Raw genomic sequence first — 22,468 nt, 5'->3', positions numbered from 1 at the left:
AGCTTAGTCCGCGAAGTGCCGATCGATTTTCTCGCGGAGAAAGCGCACCGATTCCCGCAGATCGTCCATGCCATCCATGCCGTCCTCGATCGAGATCCAAGAATCAAATCCCTCCGCCGCCAACGTGCTGAAGATCTTGTCGTAGTCGTTCATCCCGCGGCCGATCACACCGTGAGCGAGTCGATCGGCGTATCCGGCGACGTCTTCCTCCGCGCGCAGATCCTCGATCGTGCCGCTCTTCAAATAACGATCACTCGCGTGCATCGTGACCACCCGGTGTTTGACCTGCTCCAGCAGTTCCAACGGATCCTCTCCTGCCAAAATGGTGTTCGACGGGTCGAAGTTCACGCCAAACCACGGCGAGTCGATGCGATTCACAATCTCCACAAACACATCCATTTTCTGAGCAAATTCCGGGTGCACCCAGTAGTTGTCCTTGTAGTGATTTTCCATCGTGAGCACGACGCCGTGCTCCTCCGCAAACGGCAGCAGACTCGTGATCGCGCCGACGACTCGATCGACACCCACTTCGCGCGTGACCTCGGGTCGACGCTGCCCCGACAACACGCGGCAATACCGACCGCCAAAATACGCCGTGAGTTCGATCATGCGGCGTTCGCGTTCGATCTCCCGTTGCAACAACACCGGGTCCGGTTGCGTGAAATCCGGCGAACAGCACAACATGGGCATCGCCAGTTGATGACGTTCGAGCGCTCGTTTGGTCTCGGCCAAAAACGTGGGACCGTCCTGCAAAAACCCGACGTAGAACTCCAAACCATCGACTTCGAGCCCCGCGGCCAGATCGATCCACGCGGCCAAACTCATGGTGCGATCCACACAGAGTTCATCCATAAAACATTTGGGAAATGCGGCTAGTTTCGGTTTCATGAGTCGTCTTCGCTTTCTTTGACGGGGTTGCGCCCGATCAGGGGAAATTGTTCCAAATCCAACACGGCTCCGTTCACCAAAGCCGACTCCTCCGCCAGGAAATAGAGCGCCGCCATGGCAACCTCATCCGGCCGGAAAAGCCGCCCGCCCGGCGCCAGCGACCGGGGCAATCGATCCGGCCAGCCTTCGCTCAGGCCATCCTTGAGTTTCACCTGATATTCGTTGGGCGTGAGCGTCCATCCGACGTTGAGCAAGTTTACCCGCACACCTTCCACGCCGAGGGAATCGGCCAGACTGCGCGTGAGCGTCACGAGTCCGCCTTTGCTGATCGAATACGGCAACATGTTGCGCTCGCCACAGTAACTGTTGATCGAACCGATGTTGAGCACCCGCCCACCGCCCCGGGAACGGAAATGGGGCAGCGCCGCCTGAATCAGGAAAAACGGCGCCTTCAGGTTGATGCCGATGAAGCGATCAAACGCCTCCGGATCCGTCGTCTCGATGGACGACCGCGCCGTGATCGCCGCATTGTTCACCAACGCGTCGAGTCGTCCCCAACGTTCAATGACATGCGCCATGATTTTGGCCGGGGCCTCCGGTGCGGTCAGCGGCGCCGTGATCCAACTGCCATTGCCTCCCTCCGCTTCGATCTCGGTCACCAGCTGCCGCGCCGCGTCTTCCCGGGTGCCGTGCACCACGACCGTCGCACCTTCGCGGGCAAACCGCCGCACCATGGCTTCGCCGATACCCGTAGTCGATCCAGTGACCAGAATCACCTGGTCCGGCAGTCGGCCGGTCGTTTTCACATTCGTATTCATGGATTGAGCACACCTTTGACGATTTCTCCGCTGCGCATGGCCTCGAACGAAGGCCGCCAGTCCGCGAGCGGCGCCACCCTATTGAGCACGAGATCCAAGTTGAGCCGCCCCGAGCCGAGCAAGGTCAGCACCTTCTCCCAGATAGGCCAATTGTGCGAAAAACTGCCCTGCAACGTGACTGCCTTTTGCACCAGGGGATCGAGCGAAAAATCAAGCGGCTGCGGCCCCCATCCCACTTTGACGATCTGGCCCGCCGGTCGCACCAGCGCCATGGCCATTTTGAGCGTGGCCGATACGCCCGCGGCATCGATGACGATATCAACGCCGTGTCCGTCGCCAAACTCGCGGGCCCACGCCATCGGGTCATCCCCTTCGGCGCCGAGCGTGGTATCCATTCCCAGAGAACGCGCCACGGTCAGGCGCTGGGTGTCGGCGGGAATGCCGATCACGGCCACATGACCAGCCCCCGCCAACCGCGCCATCATCGCGCACAAGAGTCCAATCGGCCCCGGACCGATCACCGCCACCGAGTCGCCGGGACGAAGCCGGGCGTGCACACAGGTGGCGTTGTAGGCGACGCAACACGGTTCGGTCAGCGCCGCCGTCTCAAAGCGCAGGCCCTCCGGCAGGCGATGCAGACAACGCGCCGGCACCCGCACATATTTCGCCATGGCGCCGTCCACCCCGTAACCAAAGCCCAGGCGATGAGGATCGAGATTGTAGAGCCCCTGCCGGGAGAGCGGAGAGGATTCGTCGATCACGGCGGCCGTCTCGCTCACCACCCGATCGCCCTCTGCATAGTTCTTCACGCGTTTGCCCACGCGGACGACGACCCCGGCGAATTCATGGCCCAGAATCACGGGATAGTTCACCGGCCAGCTCTGATGCCCGGAAAACTGATGCAGATCGCTGCCGCATATCCCCACCGCCTTGACGGCCAACAACACGTCCTCCTCGCCGATCGAAGGAACCGCGACTTCGCGCAATTCCACGCTGCCCGGTTCGGGCCCATAGTTCACCAGTGCCTGCATCGTCTCACTCATAAAAATACTTCCGTTAGTGGCCCACCCTCACATCGCCGTAGCCGTGCACGGTTTCACATATCAGTCGCAGCTGTCCTTCGAGATCACCGGCCGCCGCGGTGAAGGCATCCGCATCGATCACGAGCGGCGCGCCCAATACGACCAAAGGCGCCCCATATTCCGGCGTGCGCATGGCCTGTTCGAGCGACAACCCGCCCACCGCCTGCACCGGAACCTGCACTGCGTTGACCACCTCCTTCAATTGATCAAGCGGGCTCGGACAAGGGCGGCCGCCCGCGACCACTCCGCGCCGCTCGTCATAGCCGATGTGATGAATGATGTAATCGCAGCCCAGGTCTTCCAACCGCCGCGCCGCCGCTACCATGTCCGGCGCGCCCAGATTGTCGCCCATGACTTTGATCCCGAGATCACGGCCTGCCTGCACGACCACCTTGATGGTCTCCTCATGCGCCCGCTCCATGACCACCACATGGGTGGCTCCGGCCTGGGCCATTAATTGCGCTTCGAGCCAACCACCGTCCATGGTTTTCAAATCCGCCACGATCGGCACGTGCGGATACGCCTCACGCAGCGCCCGCACTCCGTTCATGCCTTCCGCGATGATAAGCGGCGTGCCGGCCTCCAACCAATCGACGCCGGCTCGCATCGCCAGGTGAGCGGTTTCGAGGGCTTCGGGAATCGTGGTGAGGTCCAGGGATATTTGCACGACCGGTTTCATAACACCGTTCAACGTGGGCCGGGCGTCGGCGGATTCAAGTGAAAATGTAAAGCCTTACATTTTTTGGCACAAATTCGCTCGTTTCCGGTTTCATCCGCATCTAGCGATACCCCATGAACATCATGGAATTCGCCCAGCTCGCCGGTGTGTCGACCGCGACGGTCTCCCGCGCGTTTCATGAACCCGATAAAATCCGACCGGAAACCCGCAGTCGCATTCTGGCCCTGGCGGAATCGGTGCACTACTACCCCAACCCGAGCGGACGGGCCTTGAGCAAGGGTCGCCATGATGTGCTCGGACTGGTTTGGCCTTTGGAAGTCGAGGGTGCCGAAACGCCATTTATTCAACGCGTGCTGGCCGCGCTGTCACGGCAGCTGATTTCGCACGACCTGGACTTGTTGATCTGTCCGGTGGACCGCAGCCAACCGAACTCGCTCGAACACGCCCACCGCACGCTGCGCCGTTCGCGCTGTGATGGGTGGCTACTGCTCTACCCCCGCCACGACGACCCCTTGATCGAAGCGCTTCGCACTTCCGGCAAACCCGTCACCTGCCTGATGGGTCAGGTCCCGGCGTGCCCGGCGTGGAAATCGGTGCGCCTCAATCAACACGTGTGGATCGAAGACGCCCTGCGACGGTTGCACGCCCGGGACGCCCGACGCGTGCTCTTCTTTGGCGGCCGCCCCGGCGAACCCGACAACGAGGATCGCCGCCACGCCTTCCTGGAACTCGTGCCTCGCTTCTGCCCTCACCATGACACGCTGCCGGCCTGGCCCGCCACCGCCGAAGTCGTGAAACCTCGTCTGCGCGGAGCCGACGCGGTGGACGCGATCATTGGAGTCGACGCCGCCGCTGCGCACGCCGCGGTTCACGCGTGCCGGGAGTTGAATCTGCGCGTGCCCGCCGACGTCGCGGTGTTGAGCATCGATGTCTACCCCGACCAGGCGGGTCGCGAACTATCACCGGCTCGATTCGCGCAGCCGCTGGACGCCATGATGGCCTACGCCATCGAACTCACCTTGGGGCTGAAAAACCGTTCCCGCACCTTCGCCCCCGTGCCCGTGGACGAACCGCCGTCATTCACGATTTGAGATTCAGCGGACGGAGATTGCGTTCACTCCTTGTGCGGTGCCGCCTGCGTCGGGGGTGAAAACCACCCCTCGTCAATCGGCGGGTTCGGTTCCATCCACGTCAGCGCTACTTCGCTCATTATACGCTCGCCCTCCTTGACCACAATACCGTGGGGCAGAATCACCCCCATGACCGGACGGAAATCCCCGTAAAAGGTCTGCGTCTCGATCATGGTGCCATCCAACGCCGGACGTCGGCGATCCTGCCGCACGATGAAGTAAGTATCGGCCGCCAAATACAGCGTGCTCTGGTCGGTGAGGTCGCGGGTCGCCAACAACTTCACCGCTGGTCGACCATCCACCTCGCCCTCGCCAGCGTATTCCAACACATAGCCGCGTTCGGCGGGACGAAACAAGGGGTCGTCAAAATCGGCCTCGCTCGTGAAACGCTCCTTTAGTTCGGGAGCCATCCGCTGCGGCGGTTGCGAGAGGCCGGTTTGCACCCACGGCTCCCCTTCGCCGTCCCAACCTTGAATGAGGGTCTGCGGACCGGTCGTCATTTCGATGCGCAATAAATTCGGGCGCGCCGCCCACATTTGAAACGACATTTCGAAATCGCCCACGCGCGACACGCCCGCCGTGCGGAAACTTTCCAACCGCGCGAGACGCTCCTCGCCACCCATCGCTTCCAGATGAATCCGCGCGATGTCTTGGGCGATGTCACTCGCGCGCGACACTCCGCTTCCGATGAGCATTGAGAGCAGACCGAAGAAAATTGATAAACGAACACGCATGCGGCCGACATGTTCAGCGCAGGTCGGCCCTCAGCACAAGGCCGATGCATCGCGGTTGAGGATTGGCGATCCTGCGGCAAACCCTTTGGTTCCCCGTCGCTCCATGCTGCGTATCCTTTCCGATCTCCATCTGCACGACGCCTCCTGCCCGATCCGAAAAGTGGAGGACCTCAGCCCGCTCCTCCACGACGTCGACGAATTGTGGATCTGCGGCGACAGCTGCGACAACCAATCCGGAATTGATCCCGATGCGGTCGCAGCCATGCGGTCGTTTTTCGAAGATCGGGTCGCAACCGTGCGATTCATCACGGGCAACCACGACCCCGACATATCCACGACCCACGAATTACAAACCGCCGAGGGCCGACTCTGGGCCGTCCATGGCGACGTTTTTTTGGACGACATCGTGCCGTGGAGTCGGGCACGCGATCAGCTGGTTGCCCGACTGGGCCGCGTCCGGCAAGCCCACCCGGAACTCGATTTCAACCACCTGCCCGATCGCCTGCGCTTGATGCGGCTTGCCTGCACGGGATTCCACCGCGAGTTCGATCCGCAGCGCACGGATATCCTCTACAAAACGTGGCGCTTGATGCTGGAATTCTTCCCACCCCGTCAGGCGTGGGCCATGTTCCGCACGTGGCGCACGTTTGCCGATCAGGCGATCGCGAGGGCCGATCAATGGCGACCCCACGCGCAAATCATCGTGACAGGTCACGTCCACTTTCCCCGCGTATGGCAACGGGGTCACCGCCACGTGATCAACTGCGGGGCCTTTCCGGGCCCCTTGGGGGCGTTCGCCGTCGACTTGGTGGATGATGTCGTGACCGTCCATCGCATCACTTCACGCGGCGACAACTGGTATCCTGATCGCACCGTCGCAACGATTCCGCTGGCCGCGCCCCACTCCGACCGCTTAACCACCGAAGCATGACCAACGAATTCAACTGGTGGAATCGCGATCCCGAAGAGGGCAAATACAAGGTCAAAGCCAAGATCCATGGCAGCGTCCTGACCTTCACCCGTCACCAAGGTCACCACACCCAATGGCAACCCCACACGCCCAGTGATGACGATTGGGACCGCCTGCTGTCCGACGCCGAAAAACGCGTCCCCCGCCGTCTGATCTCGCCCAAACAGATGGCCGAAATCGAATCCATCGTCGCCCGCGAACGCAGCAAACGCCTGTAATCCGCCCCCCCCCGTTCCGGCTTCCCGATACCGCGAAGCCTCGACCCGTTTGTCACCTATTAGGTGACAAACTCTTCGAGCCCGTGGTCGCCCGCCGGTTCCACAGGTGCTGAAATGCCGGCGCCATCGACGCCGGATCGCTCTCGATCATGGCATCCACTTCCTCGACGTTGAACCAGCGTCCCTCGTCGATCTCGGCCGGATGCAGTTCAAACGGTCCCTCGTGCTTGAGCTGGAAGACCGATACGAACTCCCAGCCGGTGGCCGCGATCGCTTTTTCGGTAAACAACCGCTCCGGCGCTTCGGCCAGAAACAGCCCGATTTCCTCGCCCAACTCCCGCACGGCGGCCGTGGCGTAGTCCTCGCCGGAGTCGAGGTGACCCGAGCAGGACGAGTCCCAGCACCCCGGCGCCATGTCCTTGAGCAGGGAGCGTTTCTGCAAAAAAATCCGGCCCGCGGCATTGAACACCCACACATGGATGGCTCGATGCCAGAGCTTGCGCCGATGGACTTCGGCCCGGGTGGCCTGCCCGATCACTTGATCGTTCTCATCCACCACATCAAAGATTTCATCGTCACGCTGGGCCTTTACATCCGAACTCATGTATGGCCCTGTCTGAGCCAAAGACATCCCCACTGCCATGCCGAAAATTGATGTAAACCATGTCGCCGAGATCCTCAAACGGAACGAGGTCGACCCCAAGCTCCTCAACCAGATCGTCTCTGAAATCAACGCCGTGCTCGAACAAGAAGCCGGCGAAGAGAAGCCACCGCCCATTAAAAAGCAGTGGTGCATTCTCGTGTCCGACCCCGAGGGCAAGCTCCCCGAAGGCGAAGATTTCGTGGGCTGGGTCGTGCAGATTCCCGAGGGCGAAAGTCCGGCCTCCACCCAGGAGCGCATCCACCGTGCCGCCTACGATTTCAACGCCACCAAACGGGGTCAGCTCCTGCCGGCCACGAGCATGGGCGAAGCGATCGAAAACGTCGCCGCCAAGCACTTCAAGGAAGCCGGCCTCTGGGTGAAAACCAAGGAGCCCGTCCTGATTTTGCGCACCAACAACAAGATCCCTACGGAAAAGACCGAAAAAGACGCCAGCTGGAACCGCACCTGAGTCCACCCGCGACTGCCGTGTTCTAGTTTTCAGCGGTCCAGCTTTTCCGAAATATCATGCGCTGGTTCTTCGCCCTCAACGAGGCTTCGGCCAGCTTCTGGGACTACGCCAACCTCGTGCAGGTGGCGGTGCACTCCGCCCGCACCCGCACGAGTCTGCAGCCGGTCTGCCTCTACGACGGCAACGACAACCAGCTCACCGCCTGGCTCGAGGCCACCGGCGTGCGCATCATCCGCCGACGCACGTTTTTGTATCAATGGGTCACGGAACTCGGCCCCATCCCTCGCGGCGCCTATCTCCGTCTCGAAATCCCTGCCATTTGCCAGGAACAGGGTTGGGACGACACCTACGTGCTCTACACCGACTGCGACGTGGTGTTTCGCCGCGACCCGGCGCCGCTGCTGCGCCCATTGGAACCTAAGTTCTTCGCCGCCGCGCCGGAGTCCGACCGGACGGATTTCGATCGTTTCAACAGCGGGGTCATGTGGATCAATGTCGCCGGTCTCGCGGCCGAACACCCCGCACTCCAGACCACGATCCGCGCGCATCTCGCCGAAGCCATCGCGCCGCCCTACGATCAAGCCGCGCTGCAACGCCACTTCCGCGGGCGCACCGATCCCCTGCCGCTGGAACTCAATTGGAAACCCTATTGGGGCGACCAGGCCGACGCCGCCATCCTCCACTTTCACGGCCCCAAGCCCGGGCAGAAATATCATGTCCTCAACCACCGCGTGCTCGACTACGTGCAACGCTTGGTCGCACCGGCTTACTTCACCGCCTGCGCGGAGTGGGATGCCCTGCTGATCGACGCGCTCACCCAGCAACCCTGGCCGACCGACGCCGCCGCGGGAATCGCCGATGGTTTCGGCGATTCCGTGGCCACGGTTGTCGGTGGCCTCGGCGACCTCGAAGGTCCCTACCCCGAATCGATGCTTCCGGCCGTGCGCTGGGGACTCAGCCCGCACACCACGCTGGAGTTCACCACCACGCGGCAGGCGTCCCATCGTTTCGAGGCCGTCCTGCAAATTTCCCGAGGCGAACAAACCGTAGTCGTGCAACTCAACGGCGCCAAGATTGCCCACCTCACGCTGACCCGGCTCAACGATCCGCACGCGCTCAGCATTGATCTGCCCCCGACCGAGGGACCGCAGCGTATCGAGATTCTGTATGCGCACGGATTTCGCCCGGAAGGCGGCGATCCGCGCGAACTCGCCGTGCTGTATCGGGCATTGCGCGTGCGCACCGTCTGAGCCCACTCGACCCGCTCCGCCGCACCCTATTCCTCCATGCCCTGGTAGCGGCGGTAGTCGAAGCCGCGCTCGCGCATCGCCGCCTTCAGCGCTTCGAGGTCGATCCGATCACCGATCGTGATCCCGGCGCTCGCCAACCATCCTTGCGGCACTTCGAGCGCGTATTGCAGGTCCTCGCGTCGCGAGCTCACCGCCCGCTCGTCGAACGGATGCAACGGATAGATTTCCCGCAAAACGCCGTCGCCGGAAAAGTAACCGATATCGAGTGCGGTCGGTGTGTTCCGCATCCAAAAACTCAATACTTGAGGATCACGGTAGGCAAAAAACATGCCCTGCCCCGGCTTCAGATCGCGCCGACCCATGAGCCCTTTTTCCATTTCCGCCCGGCGCAACGCCAACTGCATCTCCACCGGTTGGTCCCCCACTTTGATCGAAAACCAATGGTGCACCGTTTTGGGCTCGGCCGTCGTGTCCGTCTCCGGACGCCCGCAGGCGACCAGGAACAGACAACCCACCACCAACGCCACCTTGCCCCCATACCGCGAAACCGGATTTGCGTTTTTCATCAAGGCGGTGGCTAATCGGTTCTTCATTTAAACTCAATCACCATAGCCGTGCCCAAGTCCGCCCTTCTCTTCTTCGACGACACCTCCCGCAATCTCGATCTCCGCTATTTCTGCGGATTCGAGGTTCACGACGCCTTCATCGCGTTGCAAGTGGGTCGCAAACGCATCGGCGTGCTCAACGCGCTCGAATTTGGCCGCGCTCTCAAGGAGTCGACCTTCGACCAGATCATTCCCCTGGAGGAACTCACGGCCGCCGCCCAAGCCGCCGGGATCGCGTCCCCCGCCCCGGTTGATCACATCGCGGTGCTCGCCAAGAAGTTGAAAATTACCGGCTTTGAAGTGCCGGAAACGTTTCCCTCCCATCTGCTGGTCAAACTCGTTGAACGCGACTTCGACATTCAAGTCATTGACGGGGCGGTTTTCCCGGGCCGCGAAATCAAGACCGACGCCGAAGCCAAAGCCATTCGCGAGGGCAACCGCTGCGCGTCCGCCGGCTTTACCGCCGCAGAGACCATGCTCCGCGCCGCCGAAATTAAAGGACGTCGCCTCGTGCTCGACGGCAAGACGCTCACCAGCGAACGGGTGCGCACCGCGATTCAAACCGCCTGTATTGCCGCGGGTGGTTTCCCGGCCGACACCATCGTGGCCGGAGGTGATCAAGGGTGTGATCCGCATTGTCGCGGCAGCGGCCCGCTGCGTCCGCACGACCTCATCATCATCGATATTTTCCCCCGCATGTTCAAAACCGGCTACTGGGGCGACATGACGCGCACCTACCTGCGGGGCACCGCCAACGACGTGCAGCGCGACCTCGTCGATGCGGTGGCCAAGGCGCAAAAGGCGGCGTTGGCCAAAGTCAAAGCCGGGGTGTTCGCCGATGCCGTGCACGCCGAGTCCAACCGCGTCTTCGATGAGTTGGGTTACGAAACCAAGCGCACGCCGACCGGCGCGGTGGGATTTTTCCACGGCACCGGACACGGCCTCGGGCTGGAAATCCACGAAGCCCCGCGCCTTGGCTCCGTGCACCGCAAATTGCGCAAAGGCACGGTCGTCACGGTCGAGCCCGGCCTGTATTATCCGGGCCTCGGTGGCTGCCGCATTGAAGACGTCGTGCAAGTCACCGCCGCCAAACCGAAGGCGCTCTCCAAGCACAGCTACGTCTGGGAATTGTAGTCGCCGAATTCCAGAGCCAACGCGGCCGGCTCAGAGGCAACGCGGATCGCGCGCGATGCGCGCTCCTACCCACGAGTCCGATGTAGGAGCGCGCTCGCGCGCGATTATCCTGCCTCGTCGCAATTCCCCGCCCCTCCGGTGGTCGCGCACCTCGCACTGCCCTCCTTCTTCCCGATCCAACCGCGACGGATGAAATAGATCCCCAGTGAGCCCACGATGGATACACCTACGTCCCAGCAAACGTAGTAACTGTTATGCCAACTGAGCTCGGGTAGGTGCGCAACATGGTCGCCGATTTCCAGAACCTGAGAGGCTGGATTAGAGGCAACGCGGATCGCGCGCGAGCACGCTCCTACCCATGATTCCGATGTAGGAGCGTGCTCGCGCGCGATTATCCTGCGTCGTCGCAATTCCCCGCCCCTCCGGTGGTCGCGCACCTCGTGCCGCCCTACTTCTTCCCGATCCAACCGCGACGGATGAAATAGACGCCGAGGGACGCCACGATCGAGACACACACGCCCCAGAAGACGTAGTAACTGTAGTGCCAGCCGAGTTCGGGAATGTGCTCGAAATTCATACCGTAAACGCCCGCCACGAACGTGATCGGGATGAAAAACGACGCCATGATGGTGAGCACCTTCATGATTTCGTTCATGCGGTTCGATACCGCCGACATGTAGAGGTCGTTCAACCCGGCCGCCTGCTCCCGGTGCATTTCCACGATTTCGATGATTTGCAGGGCGTGGTCGTAAACATCCCGCAGAAAGGTGCGCACCTCGGGATCGATCAGGACATTTTCCGAACGTTGCAGTTCGTTCGCCACTTCCCGCAGCGGCCACAGCACGCGCCGCAGCACCGACAGCTCGCGCTTCACGTCGTGAATGGCGCGCTGCACCGACGGCCCCGGATCATCCATGACGGCTTCCTCCAGCTCTTCCAAGCGGTGACCGTAGGTCTCCATGATCGGGAAGAAGTGATCCACCACCGCGTCGAGCAGGGCGTAAAACAGGTAGGATATATCGAAAGTGCGCAGCCGCGCGCCGCCCCGATTCAAGCGCGCGCGAATCGATCCCCACACGTCACCGGGAATCTCCTGAAACGTGATGATCGTTTTATCGAAGAGAAACATGCTGACCTGCTCCTGCTTCAAATTGGTCTCCTCCAGCCGCATCATGCGCACGACCACAAACAGGTAATGTTCAAACGCCTCCACTTTGGGCCGCTGGGAGGTGCGCAACACATCCTCCGCCGCGAGCGTGTGGAAGTGATACTTCTTGCGCATCTGATTAACCGAATACGGATGCAGTCCATCGACATTGATCCAGCGATGCTTGGCCCAATCCGGTCGTTTGCTGACGTGAAACTCGTCCGTCGTGCCTTCGTGCCACTCGATCCGCTCCTCACTGAAGTCACACCAATACACGCGCACGACGTCCGGCGGCGGCGGGGTGTCGAGGTCCGCCATGGATTCGATCCCCGGAGACGCTCCCGGTGCGGCCATGGACGTGCCGGCGCTGGCGAACGGGTTGGGGCTGGTAATGTTGGACATCAACCAGCGGCCGAGCTGACTGACACCTTTGAGCGGATTGATTAGCTTGGGAGGAGTATCGCGGGGCACAGCTCTCATCGAAACGTAATTCCCGGGCGTTGCCTAGATCAATTCACCGCCGGTCAGGCTTGTGCATCGAGGTGCGGTGAGTTGGCCTGACCTTCCATGCCCGAACTCGCCGAAGTCGATTTTTACCGCAAACGCTGGCACCTCGCCGCCGTCGGCCAGGCGGTGACACGGGTGCGCGCTCATGCGGCCAAGAAGATCTTCCGCGAAGCCCCGGCCACTACGATTCGTCGCGCTTTGACCGGAGCAACTCTGGTGGATTCGACGGCAGCCGCGAAGCAGATGGTTTTTCGTTTCGACAACGGGTCCTGGCTGGGCGTGCACCTTGGAATGACGGGGCAACTCACCGCCGCCCCGCCCGGCCACCGCGCCGACAAGCACGATCATCTGATTCTCGACACCACGAAACACGCCCTCGTTTTCACCGACCCGCGCATGTTCGGCGGCGTGCGATTTCACGCCGGACCGGAAGCCCCGGATTGGTGGACGAAAATCGCCCCGGCACTGACTTCCGCCGCGTTCACCAAAACCGCCTTGAGCGATTTCCTGCGTCGACGTGCCCGCGCGCCGATCAAAGCTGTGCTGCTCATGCAGGAACGATTCCCCGGCATCGGCAATTGGATGGCCGACGAAATTCTCTGGCGCGCTCAGATTCATCCGGCGCAGCCCGCCGGGTCTTTGTTGCCCCCCGAGGTGTCCCAGCTCTATCGCGAGATTCGCACCGTCTGTCGCAACGCCATGAAAAACATCGCCGGAGCTGGTGACTACCTCCCCCATGACCTCAATGTCGGCATCCCCGACACGTGGTTGTTCAACCACCGTTGGCGCGACGGCGGCACCTGTCCGCGCAGTGGCGTGCCTCTCGAACGCGCCGAAATCGGTGGCCGCACCAGCTGCTGGTCTCCGGTTCGCCAGATCCTGCGTCCGTCATGAGTAACGCCGCTAAACAACGTCTCGACGAGTTGCTGGTGGAGCGCGGCCTCGCCACTTCCCGCGCCCAGGCCAAGGCGCTCATTATGGCCGGTCGCGTGCGCCTCGGCACTGAACGGCTCGACAAACCTGGCAAGACCTACCCATCCGACCTTCCGCTGGAGGTGGATCAACCGCCCCGCTTCGTCAGTCGTGGTGGCGAGAAACTCCAAGGCTTCCTCGAGCAATTTTCGATCAATCTCACCGGCGCTCACGTGCTCGACGTCGGCGCCTCGACCGGCGGCTTTAGCGACTGTGCTCTGCAAGCGGGTGCCGCCGACGTGGTGTGTGTCGACGTCGGTCGCGCCCAGCTCCACGCCAAATTGCGCAATGACGACCGCGTCACCAATCTGGAGAAACTCAACGCCCGTTCGATCACGGCCGACGACCTGCCTCGTGCCCTTTACGACGCGGTCGTGATGGACCTGTCCTTTATCTCGCTGCGCAAAGTGCTGCCGGCGGTGTGGCCGTTGGTGGCGACCCAAGGCCGCCTCATCGCCTTGGTCAAACCACAGTTTGAAGCCGGCAAAGCCGAGGTCGACAAGGGTCGTGGTATCATCCGCGACGAGGCGGTGCAGGCGCGCGTTTTGGCTGAGGTGAAGGACTTCGCCCTGACCCAGCTCGAAGGTTCGACGCTCATTGGCACGATGGACTCCCCCATCGTCGGCACCGACGGCAACCGTGAGTTTCTGCTCGGACTCCGCCGCGGTTAAGTGCTGTAATCCCCATCCATCATGTCGCCGATCCGAACTCTCGCCTTTGTCGTCAATGCCCAGAAAGACGGCGCCGCGGAAATCGCCGCCGGACTCATGGCGATCGCCCGCACCGCCGGTGTGGCGGTGAAGGAAACGAGCGCGTTTCCAGTGGCATCTGACTATCTGGCCGGCACCGACGCCTGCTGTGTAATCGGCGGCGACGGCACCCTGCTCGGCGTGGCTCGTATCGCGGCCGAAGCCGGCGTGCCCATCATCGGGGTCAATCGGGGCTCCCTGGGATTTCTCACCACTTTTTCCGCCGACGAAGCCCGCGAACATTTCGAGTCGCTCCTGGCAGGTAATTTTGAGATCGCGGAACGCGCCCTGCTCGATTGCTCGACCGAGTCGCATCAACACGACCTCGCGCTCAACGATGTGCTCATCAAAGACGAGCATCACTCGCGCCTCGTGCAGCTTTCGGTGCACGCCAACGACGAACTCGTCACCACCTACACCTGCGACGGCTTGATCCTGTCATCGCCCACCGGGTCGACGGCTTACAATCTCTCGGCGGGAGGACCGCTGATTCATCCCGGCGCGGAAGTCATCGCGCTCACGCCCATTTGCCCACACACGTTGAGCAACCGTTCGATCATCTTTCGCGATGACGTGAAGTTGCGCGTCACCCCGCGCTACGAGGACGCGAGCCTGCTGGTCGCGATCGACGGCCAACGCCTGATCCGGATATGCGAAGGCACCGCCGTCACGATCACGGTTTCACCGCAACGCCTCAAACTGGTGCAACGCGCAACCTACGACCACTTCGGCGTCGTCCGCACCAAGCTCAAGTGGAGTGGCGGCGTGACGAATACCGCGTAACAAACCACGGCGATTTCTGCCTCCATTGAATCGCGGACTCACCCCCGCATCATCGGGTGCGCTCTACGAGATCGTCAGCCACTGCCGCCAGTCCTTTGTAAGCGGCGACCTCGGGTGGCATCGTGGAAATCGTGCGGTGAAAACGGCGGCGGGCATCGGAGTCGGCGAGGAAGGCATCGAGGCGGATGCGTTCGATGCGAATCGCGAACAACATTGCGCCGGTGCGGGGCAACGGGGTGAGGATTTGCCGCTCCACGCGCAGCCACATTTGGTCGGTGGTCATTCCGGCAGTGAGCGCGGGCGGGTGCGTGGACGGATGCAGGTTCCACGCGTCCGTGGCGGCGAGACCCCAGTTGGGTCGTCCAGCCACGAAGCCCGGTTTGATTTTGTCGAGATAACGATCGATGGCCGGACCAATCTTCGCATTGAGCCCCGGAACCGCGCCGTGGGTTTCGAGCAAGGTCAGACCCATCTTGTCCGCCAGTGCCCAATGGCTGGGAAACACCACCACGCCGCCGGCGACCCGAAACACACCGCGATCATCCCGGCACAGCAGCACCACGTCGGGCTCGAGTTGTTGACCGGCCATCACCGGATCGGGCGAAACGGGCAACCCGGACCACGCGGTCGCCGACTCCACGAACTCCGCCCACGCGGTCTGGGCCGGCGGCGGCATGATGACGTAATCGTCGGGCGATTGCGCCAGACCGCGTCGACGCTCGGCTCCAATGGCGGCACCGAGTGAGGAGGCCGCGAAAAACGTCGTCGGATCGCCCCGGCGCAGCGTCAGCCGAAAGCCGAAATCATCCTCCGGGAAGAGATCGGCCCAATCACTCACGGCCGGACCACCACCTGCGTGCAGGCGTCGCGTTTGAGATATCGCCGGGCAAAGGCGGCGAGGGATTTGATCGTCACCGCATTGATGCGGGCTTCGAAGTCGCTGCCATCATCGAGCGGCTGACCGTAGAGTTCGTTGAGCGCGACATGCATGGCACGTGATCCGTTGGATTGCAGTCCCATGCGGCGACCAGCGCAGAGCCGCGTCTGGCAACGCGTGAGCTCGGCCTTGGTGATGCGTCCCCGCGCCATGCGCGCGATCTCCAGTTCGATCTCCTTGAGCACTTCCGTTTCTTTGCCCGGCGCAGTGCCCGCGTAGAAGTAAAACATCCCGCTGTCCAAACTGACGACGCGCGACGAACGCACGTAGTAAGCCAGGCCTTTTTCCTCGCGCACGCGCTCGAAAAGTCGCGACGACATGCCGCTGAACAATTCGTCGGCGACTTCGGCCACGTGGAAATCTTCCGAACACACGCCCGGTCCCAGGTAACCCTGAAACACCACCGCCTGTTGCCGCGGTTGGATTTCGACAAAATCTCCCACCTCCGCCGGGTGATCCAACGTAGGGGAACTCGAGGCGAGCGCGGCCTTTTTGAAACGGCGCAGCAGCATGCGCAGTTTGGGCGCAAGCGTCTTGGCGTTGAAATCGCCTGCAACTGACAAAACCACGTTGGATCCCACCATGAGCCGCCGATGCAGCGTCACGAGATCCCGTGGTTTGACGGTGCGCAGGTGATCGACCTCGCCGTGCGCATCAACCGCGAGGGGATGGCTGCCGAAGAAACGTTTCCGCAGTTGCTTGCGCCCGATCGTCACGATGTCGTCGACATCCTGTTGTAAATCAGCAATCTGCGCATCGCGTTCGATCTCGAAGGAATCCTTGGTGAAGGTCGGCTTGAGCGCCGCTTCGGCCAACAGATCGAGGGCCAGATCCACATCGCCGGGCAACACTTCGACGGAGAGGCCGAAGGTGTTGTTGCCAAACACCGGCGAGAGCGACCCGCCCACCGATTCGATCGCACCGGCGACTTGGGCGGCGGAACGTTTGGCAGTGTCGCGAGCCAGCAACGTCGCCATCAAGGCGGTGGTGCCGCGTTGGTCGGTGGGCTCGAACGCACCACCGCCGAGACACAACAGCCGGAAATGCAAGTTGGGCAGACGCGAGTCGGGTTGGAGCAGGAGGCGCGTGCCATTGGCCAATTGTTCGCGGACCAGCCCGGCGTCGGAGGTCGTGCTGATCGCCGCGGGTGCGTTGGTCGACACTGCAGCGGGAGCCTTGGGCGTGAGGGTCACGGTCGTGCTGTGCCCATCGAGCAAATACGTGCGCAACGCGCGGCGCAGGCTGGCGGGAGTGATGCGTTTGAGTCGTTCGAAATAGCCCTGGGTGAACAGCATGTCACCGGCGACGACTTCCGCGACGCCAAGGCGCGAGGCTCGTCCGGCCACAGTCTTGCGACCGTTGATTTCCCCGACCACCAACTGCCGCACGGCTTTGCGCACCTGCCCCGCGGTGAACCCCTTTTTCTCGATGCGGCGCAGTTCCCGGGGAATGGCGGCGAGCGTCTTGTCCCGCTCGTCCAGATCGCAGATAAAGCTCAGGTAAAACAGGCCGTGGTCGCCGGGATTCCAGCTGGTCACATCGATCGAATGCACGAGGCGGGCCTTTTCGCGGATCGCTTCCCAGAGCAGCGAGCTGTCGCCGTTGCCCAGAATCATCGCCAGCACATCCAAGGTCGCGGCGTCCGGATGAGTCAGCCCGGGAATCGTCCAGGCCAAGGCGCCGCGCACGATCTCCACGTCCTCCTCGAGATGCTGCACTCGCGGTGCCAGCGCGGTCGGTTCGACCGGAAGAATCACCGGAGCCAGACGACGGCGTGGAGCCTTGCCCCAGTGCTGCTCGATCGCCGCGTCTATCGCCGCGGTATCGAAGCCCCCGGTGACCACCAGCACGATGTTGTTGGGCACGTAGCGATTCCGGTAATAGTCGACGAGGGCATCGCGATCCACGGCGGCAAAGACATCGCGGTGACCGATGATCGGCTCGCGGTAGGAATTGGTGCGGTAGACCGTTTCAAAAAGGCTCTGCCACAGTCGGAGATCCGGGTCGTCCAACCCCATGTCGATCTCGCGCAGGATCACTTGTTTTTCCCGCTCGACCTCATCGGCCGGCAAGGTCGAGTGCAGCACGGCATCGCCCAGAATATCGACGGCCACCGGCGCGTGTTCGGCCGGGATATCAATGTAGTAGACCGTGCGTTCAAACGACGTGTAGGCATTGATGTAGCCCCCGTGAGCCTGGACTTCGGTTGAGATCTCCCGTCCTTCCCGCCGCTCGGTGCCCTTGAATAACAGATGCTCCAAGTAATGCGAGAGCCCGGCCCCGAGATGCTGTTGCTCGTGAATGCTGCCCGTTTTTACCCAAACCTGCACCGAGGCCACGGTGGCGGCCGGATCGCGCTGCTGAATGACGGTGAGTCCGTTGGGCAGAACGCGACGGGTCGGCGCATCACGCCATAATTTTTGGAGAAGTTTGAAATCGGAGGCGAGCGACGCAGGCATAAAAGACAAAGTTACGAAACAGTTCGCCAAGACGATGCGAACGAAAGGCCCAAGGGCGTGGTCAACCGAGGGAATGAGCCCCGGCCCGACCGGTCAACCGCAGGGAATCAGGCGGATTTCCGGCCCCCGGATTTGGCCGGCATGAACGGAGCATCAAACGCTTCTTCGAACGTGTAGACTTCCGTGAAATCCTCCCGCCGGTCCTGATCCGTTTTGCTGAAAACGTTGTATTCGATGAGATTGAACACGAGATCACCGAAGTGCCCGCAGCGCTTCACGCCCCACTCGTGGAGCACGGTGCGCGCCATGGGGCCGTATTGATCCAGCGCATAAGCGCGCATGCCCATCAACAACTCGACGCCCGTGACATGCAGCGAACGGCCCGCGCGGCTCGAGTCGCTCTTCTTCAGCTCCTTGACGGTAAAGTCCAACCCTTGCCGCACGAACGTGTAGGCGTTGCGGTGAAATCGGTTGTCCTCTTTGCAAATCAGAGTCACTACTTCGTTGAAATCGAGGTCCTGCATGGTCGGCTATTTAAACCGCACCGTGGCCCGACCCGAGCGACCTCGCAACCCCGCATGAAGGTCAAAAAGCAACATTTCCGAGGGAGATTTTAACCGGCCTCCCTGTGAATGTAAATTAAGTGTAAAGGAACCTCACTTGTTTACATTTTGCGTTACGTGACTGTAACTCCATGGCAAAACTATTCCTCATACAATGATTGCCTCGACTCAGACAAATCATCCTCTTCCGCAACTCAACGACGAGTCCCCGACCGCCGCTGCATTGCAAATCGCATGCAACCGCCTGAAATCCGCCGGTTTGCGCATCACCCAGCCTCGGATCGCCATCCTGGAGGCCCTCATCAAGCGAGCCCTTCCGGCGAGCATCGAGCAGATTCATGCCGAGCTTTCCAACACGGCCTGTGACTTGGTGACGGTCTATCGTTGCTTGGCGGCCTTTGAAGAACTGGGCCTCGTGCGCCGCTGTTTCTTCCACAATGGCACGAGCCTCTACCAGATCGCGCTGGACGACGCTCCCGCCTACCACGTGGTGGACAAGGCCTCCAATGCGGTCGGCGAACTCGATTCCGATCTCGCGATCGAACTCAGCGAAGCCATGCAGGAAATCGAAAAAAAGCTCATCGCTCGCGGCTACACCAACGTATCGCACATGGTCGAATTCTTCGCCCGGGCACCGAAACACCCGATCGACCGCGTCCAACACGGCTCGGTCATGGCCGAAATTCGCTGAGCGTTCCGTTCCGCCCCTTCCCAACCGCAGATTCGCTCTGCGGTTTTTTTGGGCCCGCATAAGTCGGAACACCGGGGCGCCGCCTCGCCCTCCCCCTTCCCGGACGAACCGCACGACCTCAGTTTGTCTGGAAAAGCCCCACGAACTGTTTGGGCACGATCGCCGCGGTGCGACTGTTGCGCCGGGTGAGGATCTTCTTGGTCCAAGCATCGACCTCCTCGAGCGTGACGTCGTCCACCAAGCCCGCTTTGAGAGCCAGCAACTCATCCACGCTCTCCGGTCTTTCCTGGGCGCGGATCAATTGGTTGAGCACAAAATTATTGTCGAGCCACGCTCGCCGAATGCGACTGGAGAGAATGCCCCGCGCGCCCTTGAATTCGCCCTCATCCACGCCTTGGCCGGAAAGCTCAAACGCAATGTCCTCCACGAGGCGGGCTATCCGTGTGGTTTCCGAAGACGAGCAATCGATCATCGCCCGCATTAATCCGAACTCGGGAAATCCATCAAAATTCTGGTAGTTCGCGCTCGGCGCATAGGCCAAGCCCAGGTTGTTGCGAATCTCTTCGCGGATGTGGAGCTCCAGCACCTTGGACAACAAGTAGAGCGCCGCGCGATCGCGGATCGTCAGCGACTCCGTCACCGGCCAGATCCCCATCACCGCAGCGAGATGTTGCTCGCCCACAAACTCGATCCGTTTGAAACCGGGCCGGGCCGATAACTTGACCGGCTGCGGTTTGCGACGGGGCTTCTTTTCCGCCGCTCGCGGGCTGAGCGAGCCCAGCGTATTGCCCACCATCTCCAGCGCTTCCGCCTCGCTCACGTCGCCGACGATCGTGACCTCCACGTAGCCCTTGGTCAGCGGTTCTTCGAGCCAACGTTTCACGTCGATCGAACTCAGCCCCAGGTAATCGACCATCGTGCCCCAGGTGAACCGCGCGTCGCCCTCGAACAAGTAATCCGTGAGCTCCCGCATCCCTTCCTGCATGCCCATGGTGTTGGACGCGCGCGACATCGCGGCTTTTCGTTTCTCCGTGCGATGCACGTAGGTGCCAAACTTGGGCTTGTAGAGAAACTCGGTCACGACCCCCAGCATCGAAGACAAGTCCTCCCGCTGGGTGATACCGCGAAACGTGAACGCATCGTAGTCCTCCACATCAAATTCGAACCCGAGAAAGCGTTCGTCGATGATCTGCTTCAGTTGCTCCGGTCGATAGTAGGCCGTGCCACTGGCGAACAGGGTCTGCAAACCAAACTCCTTGAGCGCCGGCTCATTGCCCGGCATGTCGAGCAACCCCGTGCCCACCCGCACGATCGTGTGGACGACACCGGGTTCCTGCGTCGAGGTGACGAGATTGAGCCGCACTTCGTTGCCAAACTTAAACAGTTTCGCCCCGACCTCGGGCAGCTCGCGCACGAGTTCGGCTGCCGTGGGCTCGCCCCAATCCTTCAACTCGAACACGGTCTCTTTGCGCTGTCCCGGTCGCACTTGCCGGGTCGGCGTTTTCCGATCTTTCAACAATGCCGCCGTCACTTCCGCGGCTTTCAGTGCGGGGTCCATGTCCCCGCTGAAATGCACCACGAGCCGATCCAGATCCCACAGGTTGCGCAACACGTTGGTCAACTGCTCCGCATCGATCGTGCTGAGCCAATCGATCATCCAGCCATACTCCTGCTCCCGGGGCACAAACACTTGATGCCGCACAATGGAATCCAGCAGCGCCTGACTGATCACGTGGGGATCGGTCTGCGGGATCTGCTCGATCATCAGTCGAGCCATGCGCAACTGGCGCTCGCGTGGGACCGCCAGTTCCGTCGGCTCAAATCCCCACTCCAACGTGGCCCGCAGCAACTGGTCCAACGCGGTGATGTTTCGGGTCCACGCTTGGCCGTTGGTCATCACCGATGCCATGACCGAGCGGTGGCCGAGCAAGGTTTCCACGCCCGCACTCCCGCCCGGCGTCGCCGCCAGACCCCGGCTCAACCGCGTGCCCAACAACGCCTGGGCAAACGCCGCTTGCTGCTGCTGCACGCGCGCCGCCTGCGAATCCGGGACGTCGGGCAGCGGCGTGACATTGGCCAAGGTCGCACGCACATAACCCACGTTGCCGATCCGATAGAGTCCGGTCCGGAGGCCGGCGGCGTCGACCAAGTCACCCATCTCACGACCGGGAGGCGGAGTGGCCGGCCTGGACATGGAACCAAAACGCTCGGCGATCATGCGCTCGATCTCGGCGGGTTCAAAATCCCCCGCCGCCACGAGCACCATCAAGTCGGACCGATACGTCCGGTTGTAAAAATCGCGGAACTGTCGAGGCGTGAGCGATTCGATGCTTTCGGGCGAGCCCCCGGGCGCGCGATGCGGAAATCTCAGTCCGGCAAACATCGTCTGCAACGAATCGAGCTGCCCTTTGGCCATGACGCTGTCGCGGCCGCGCAGCTCACTGAGAATGACCCCGCGCTCCTCTTCAATCGCGGCCGGGTCAAACGTCACGCCATCCGCAAAGCTGCGAAACAACCGCATGCCCTTGCCCAACAGCTCGGCGGAGGCATCACGAAAATCCAACGTGTAAGCCGTGTAATCAAACGAGGTCACGGCATTGACATCGCTACCGTATTCGATGCCCAGCTCCTGGAAGAAATCCACCATCTCCCGCTCCGTGAAATCGGTCGTGCCGCGGAAGCACATGTGCTCGATGAAGTGAGCGATGCCCCGTTCTTTTTCCGTTTCCTCCAATGCGCCCGACAACACCAGAAATTGGAGCGTCGCAACTTCCGGCACGGCATTGTGCGGATACAGCGCATAGCGAAAACCGTTGTCGAGCTGGCCCCAAACCACCTGCGGGTCCGGTTTGAGGTCGGATGCCGTGTGTGCCCAAATTCCGCTTCGAGGATCGGCCCCAGCCGCAGTCGAAAACAGCAGCGTGCCCATCAAGCTCAGGGCAAAAACGAAGCGAGCCGGGGATATAAGCATGACCGCTAAGGAAAGCCTCAACCGCTCGGGCGTAAAGCCCGACCCACGAATTAACCGAGCGGCAGTCGA

22 protein-coding genes are annotated in these 22,468 nt (G+C 61.7%); 10 read left to right on the top strand and 12 right to left on the bottom strand.

The window, feature by feature from the left end:
- Positions 1–3: 3 nt before the first annotated feature.
- From PXH66_RS04335 to PXH66_RS04320, 4 genes are read right to left on the bottom strand one after another with little or no spacing between them, the layout of a single operon-like run.
- On the bottom strand, positions 4–888 hold the full coding sequence (locus tag PXH66_RS04335; protein WP_330931266.1) for a sugar phosphate isomerase/epimerase family protein: 885 nt from the start codon (positions 886–888) through the stop codon (positions 4–6).
- Positions 885–1,706, bottom strand: coding sequence for an SDR family NAD(P)-dependent oxidoreductase (locus PXH66_RS04330; protein ID WP_330931265.1), 822 nt, complete (start codon positions 1,704–1,706; stop codon positions 885–887). Before PXH66_RS04330 ends, PXH66_RS04335 begins: the two co-directional genes overlap by 4 nt.
- On the bottom strand, positions 1,703–2,749 hold the full coding sequence (locus PXH66_RS04325; protein ID WP_330931264.1) for a zinc-binding dehydrogenase: 1,047 nt from the start codon (positions 2,747–2,749) through the stop codon (positions 1,703–1,705). The genes PXH66_RS04330 and PXH66_RS04325 overlap by 4 nt, the downstream gene beginning before the upstream one ends.
- A 13-nt stretch (positions 2,750–2,762) precedes the next feature.
- A complete protein-coding gene (locus PXH66_RS04320) occupies positions 2,763–3,467 on the bottom strand; it encodes an orotidine 5'-phosphate decarboxylase / HUMPS family protein (RefSeq protein ID WP_345781749.1) in 705 nt (234 codons plus the stop codon).
- 113 nt (positions 3,468–3,580) lie between these two features.
- On the opposite strand from PXH66_RS04320, the gene PXH66_RS04315 reads away from it, so the two are divergent.
- Positions 3,581–4,558 (top strand): LacI family DNA-binding transcriptional regulator, encoded by a 978-nt coding sequence (locus PXH66_RS04315; protein ID WP_330931262.1) that lies wholly within the window; start codon positions 3,581–3,583, stop codon positions 4,556–4,558.
- A 23-nt stretch (positions 4,559–4,581) separates the two neighbouring features.
- On the opposite strand, the gene PXH66_RS04310 is transcribed toward PXH66_RS04315, so the two are convergent.
- Positions 4,582–5,331 (bottom strand): hypothetical protein, encoded by a 750-nt coding sequence (locus tag PXH66_RS04310; RefSeq protein ID WP_330931261.1) that lies wholly within the window; start codon positions 5,329–5,331, stop codon positions 4,582–4,584.
- Positions 5,332–5,434: 103 nt separating this feature from the next.
- On the opposite strand from PXH66_RS04310, the gene PXH66_RS04305 reads away from it, so the two are divergent.
- Both PXH66_RS04305 and PXH66_RS04300 read left to right on the top strand, forming a co-directional pair.
- Positions 5,435–6,262, top strand: a complete 828-nt coding sequence (locus tag PXH66_RS04305; RefSeq protein ID WP_330931260.1) for a metallophosphoesterase — start codon at positions 5,435–5,437, stop codon at positions 6,260–6,262.
- A complete protein-coding gene (locus PXH66_RS04300; RefSeq protein WP_330931259.1) occupies positions 6,259–6,519 on the top strand; it encodes a hypothetical protein in 261 nt (86 codons plus the stop codon). The genes PXH66_RS04305 and PXH66_RS04300 overlap by 4 nt, the downstream gene beginning before the upstream one ends.
- A gap of 52 nt (positions 6,520–6,571) precedes the next feature.
- Here PXH66_RS04300 and PXH66_RS04295 read toward each other — a convergent pair whose 3' ends face one another.
- The gene (locus tag PXH66_RS04295) at positions 6,572–7,123 is read right to left on the bottom strand and encodes an NUDIX hydrolase (protein WP_330931258.1); all 552 of its coding nucleotides are present in this window, start codon (positions 7,121–7,123) and stop codon (positions 6,572–6,574) included.
- Between the two features lie 37 nt (positions 7,124–7,160).
- Here PXH66_RS04295 and PXH66_RS04290 point away from each other — a divergent pair, with 37 nt between their 5' ends.
- Entirely contained in the window at positions 7,161–7,631 is a 471-nt protein-coding gene (locus tag PXH66_RS04290) for a hypothetical protein (RefSeq protein ID WP_330931257.1), read from the top strand.
- Between the two features lie 56 nt (positions 7,632–7,687).
- Entirely contained in the window at positions 7,688–8,881 is a 1,194-nt protein-coding gene (locus PXH66_RS04285) for a glycosyltransferase family protein (RefSeq protein ID WP_330931256.1), read from the top strand.
- Positions 8,882–8,907: 26 nt separating this feature from the next.
- Here the strand turns inward: PXH66_RS04285 and PXH66_RS04280 are convergent, their stop codons facing one another.
- Positions 8,908–9,474 carry a DUF192 domain-containing protein gene (locus PXH66_RS04280; protein ID WP_330932236.1) on the bottom strand — a complete coding sequence of 189 codons (567 nt, stop codon included), beginning with the start codon at positions 9,472–9,474 and terminating at the stop codon, positions 8,908–8,910.
- Between the two features lie 21 nt (positions 9,475–9,495).
- Here PXH66_RS04280 and PXH66_RS04275 point away from each other — a divergent pair, with 21 nt between their 5' ends.
- A complete protein-coding gene (locus tag PXH66_RS04275; protein ID WP_330931254.1) occupies positions 9,496–10,620 on the top strand; it encodes a M24 family metallopeptidase in 1,125 nt (374 codons plus the stop codon).
- Positions 10,621–11,068: 448 nt separating this feature from the next.
- Here the strand turns inward: PXH66_RS04275 and corA are convergent, their stop codons facing one another.
- Entirely contained in the window at positions 11,069–12,247 is a 1,179-nt protein-coding gene (gene corA / locus PXH66_RS04270) for a magnesium/cobalt transporter CorA (protein WP_330931253.1), read from the bottom strand.
- Positions 12,248–12,334: 87 nt separating this feature from the next.
- Between corA and PXH66_RS04265 the strand changes: the two genes are divergently transcribed.
- Genes PXH66_RS04265 through PXH66_RS04255 form a run of 3 tightly spaced genes read left to right on the top strand, consistent with a single transcriptional unit; the run spans position 12,335 to position 14,778 of the window.
- Positions 12,335–13,168, top strand: coding sequence for an Fpg/Nei family DNA glycosylase (locus tag PXH66_RS04265; RefSeq protein ID WP_330931252.1), 834 nt, complete (start codon positions 12,335–12,337; stop codon positions 13,166–13,168).
- On the top strand, positions 13,165–13,917 hold the full coding sequence (locus PXH66_RS04260) for a TlyA family RNA methyltransferase (protein WP_330931251.1): 753 nt from the start codon (positions 13,165–13,167) through the stop codon (positions 13,915–13,917). The genes PXH66_RS04265 and PXH66_RS04260 overlap by 4 nt, the downstream gene beginning before the upstream one ends.
- Before the next feature lie 21 nt (positions 13,918–13,938).
- Complete coding sequence (locus tag PXH66_RS04255) at positions 13,939–14,778, top strand: NAD(+)/NADH kinase (protein ID WP_330931250.1); 840 nt, start codon at positions 13,939–13,941, stop codon at positions 14,776–14,778.
- A gap of 49 nt (positions 14,779–14,827) precedes the next feature.
- Here PXH66_RS04255 and PXH66_RS04250 read toward each other — a convergent pair whose 3' ends face one another.
- From PXH66_RS04250 to PXH66_RS04240, 3 genes are all read right to left on the bottom strand, one after another.
- Positions 14,828–15,616 carry a heme-dependent oxidative N-demethylase subunit alpha family protein gene (locus PXH66_RS04250; RefSeq protein WP_330931249.1) on the bottom strand — a complete coding sequence of 263 codons (789 nt, stop codon included), beginning with the start codon at positions 15,614–15,616 and terminating at the stop codon, positions 14,828–14,830.
- Complete coding sequence (locus PXH66_RS04245; protein WP_330931248.1) at positions 15,613–18,174, bottom strand: M16 family metallopeptidase; 2,562 nt, start codon at positions 18,172–18,174, stop codon at positions 15,613–15,615. The genes PXH66_RS04250 and PXH66_RS04245 overlap by 4 nt, the downstream gene beginning before the upstream one ends.
- 107 nt (positions 18,175–18,281) lie before the next feature.
- Positions 18,282–18,698, bottom strand: coding sequence for a Minf_1886 family protein (locus PXH66_RS04240; protein WP_330931247.1), 417 nt, complete (start codon positions 18,696–18,698; stop codon positions 18,282–18,284).
- Between the two features lie 193 nt (positions 18,699–18,891).
- On the opposite strand from PXH66_RS04240, the gene PXH66_RS04235 reads away from it, so the two are divergent.
- Positions 18,892–19,428 carry a Fur family transcriptional regulator gene (locus PXH66_RS04235; protein WP_330931246.1) on the top strand — a complete coding sequence of 179 codons (537 nt, stop codon included), beginning with the start codon at positions 18,892–18,894 and terminating at the stop codon, positions 19,426–19,428.
- Positions 19,429–19,546: 118 nt separating this feature from the next.
- On the opposite strand, the gene PXH66_RS04230 is transcribed toward PXH66_RS04235, so the two are convergent.
- Positions 19,547–22,399, bottom strand: coding sequence for a M16 family metallopeptidase (locus tag PXH66_RS04230; protein WP_330931245.1), 2,853 nt, complete (start codon positions 22,397–22,399; stop codon positions 19,547–19,549).
- Between the last annotated feature and the right edge of the window lie 69 nt (positions 22,400–22,468).

The sequence above is a fragment of the Synoicihabitans lomoniglobus genome (assembly GCF_029023725.1).
Classification (GTDB): Bacteria; Verrucomicrobiota; Verrucomicrobiia; order Opitutales; family Opitutaceae; genus Actomonas; species Actomonas lomonigloba.
The sequence above is the reverse complement of the archived record's forward strand: the minus strand, read 5'-3'. Positions and strand labels throughout refer to the sequence as shown.